Annotated in this window: 3 protein-coding genes; all 3 read right to left on the reverse strand. The window is 47.6% G+C overall.

All coding sequences use genetic code 11. The annotated features are described in order from the left end of the window. Positions 1-294 (reverse strand): hypothetical protein (locus B3S86_RS00175; RefSeq protein WP_290747871.1); only part of this gene is annotated, 294 nt, incomplete at its 3' end. Positions 295-351: 57 nt separating this feature from the next. Then, the gene (pth, locus tag B3S86_RS00180) at positions 352-909 is read right to left on the reverse strand and encodes an aminoacyl-tRNA hydrolase (RefSeq protein ID WP_035413235.1); all 558 of its coding nucleotides are present in this window, start codon (positions 907-909) and stop codon (positions 352-354) included. 87 nt (positions 910-996) lie between these two features. Continuing rightward, the coding region (locus B3S86_RS00185) for a ribose-phosphate pyrophosphokinase (RefSeq protein WP_290747877.1) at positions 997-1,807 on the reverse strand (811 nt) is incomplete at its 5' end.

Raw genomic sequence — 1,807 nt, forward strand, 5'->3', positions numbered from 1 at the left:
CGGACTCGCCCCATAGGAGAGTTCCGCGGCTAATGTCTCATCGACCGGATAGAGCATGACGTCTTCTTCCGGCACGAGTTCAATCAAATCATCGTACAACTTTTGCGCTTGGAACATATTATGTGTCACGAGTACGAATCGACGTTTCGTCTCCTGATAAATCCCGGCGACGAACAATGCCTTTCCACTATTCATCAGACCAGTAATCAACTGAGCGTTGACACCGTCCCGGAAGCGTTCCCGAACCGTCTTGATTTCAGGAATCGCTAATAAGAGTTCTTGTAATTGTTTCATCTTCTTCCTCCTAAAACACGACAGCAAAAACGCTTTGGAACCCCCAAAGCGTTGCGTTCAGTTATACCGATTCATCAAAGCGAGAAACGGTGTGTCTATAAAGTCCGTCGCTACATCGACAGACGCATTGAGTACGTGTTGCAGACTTCCTTGTTCCGCTTTCGAAAAATTCATTAACACCCAGTCGATTACTTGGATTGGTGCCGGTGGTCGACCAACACCGAGTTTAAGACGCTTGATTTCCTGCGTACCGAGGTGCTGGATCAACGACTTGACGCCGTTATGACCGCCTGCACTGCCTTTCGAACGCAAGCGCAATTTCTCAAGTGGTAAATCCAGATCATCATAGATGACGAGGACATCCTCGACCGCGATCTTGTAGAAATCAAGTAACGGTCGTACCGCTTCACCTGATAAATTCATATACGTCAATGGCTTGACGAGCACGACACGTTCTCCGTTTATCATTCCCGTTCCGAAGAGGGCTTTAAACTTCGATTCTGAAAGCGTGATCCCGTGTTTCTCCGCTAAGGCATCAATCGCAAGAAAACCGATGTTGTGGCGCGTATTCGCATACTTCGCGCCAGGATTCCCTAATCCGACGATACATTTCATATCGATTCCTCATTTCTGTTTAAAAAAGTAAACGAACAAGGGTCCGATTTCAATAAACCGGACCACATCGTTCGTATGCATAAGCAATCAGCTGAAGAGCGGGCTGATTGATTTCTGTTCGTGTACACGGATGATTGCTTCTGCAAGCAAGCGTGCCACAGAGATTTGTTTGATTTTGCTTGCACATTCGCGTTGTGTTAAATCGATCGTGTTCAAGACGACGAGTTCTTCGATCGCTGAGTTCTCAATTCGCTCCATTGCCGGACCTGAAAGAACAGGGTGTGTACAACATGCATAGACTTGTTTCGCTCCGTTTTCGATCAAAGCGTTCGCTGCAAGTGTGATCGTACCCGCTGTATCGATGATGTCATCGATGATGATGGCAATCTTGCCATCGACTTGACCAACGATGTTCATGACTTCTGCGACGTTCGGTTTCGGACGGCGTTTGTCGATGATCGCGATTGGTGCTTTTAATTGCTCTGCTAATTTACGTGCCCGTGTGACACCGCCATGGTCTGGAGAAACGATGACGAGTTCGTTTGGATCGATGTTCTTTTTCTCGAAATATGAAGCGAGAAGCGGTACACCCATCAATTGATCTACTGGAATATCGAAGAACCCTTGGATTTGTGCTGCATGGAGATCCATCGTCACGACGCGTGTCGCCCCTGCTACTTCAAGCAAGTTCGCAACGAGTTTCGCCGTGATTGGCTCACGTGAACGTGCTTTGCGATCTTGACGCGCATAACCGTAATACGGAATGACGACGTTGATCGTCCGTGCAGACGCCCGTTTCAGTGCATCGATCATGATGAGAAGTTCCATCAGGTTTTCGTTGACTGGTTGGCTTGTCGATTGAATGATGTAAATATCATCCCCCCGGACACTTTCTTCG

The organism is Exiguobacterium sp. UBA3968 (assembly GCF_002385115.1).
Lineage (GTDB): Bacteria > Bacillota > Bacilli > Exiguobacteriales > Exiguobacteriaceae > Exiguobacterium_A.

Coding starts and splice junctions, on each gene's coding strand:
- pth (WP_035413235.1), bottom strand. CDS start 909: ATGAAATGTATCGTCGGATTAGGGAATCCTGGCGCGAAGTATGCGAAT.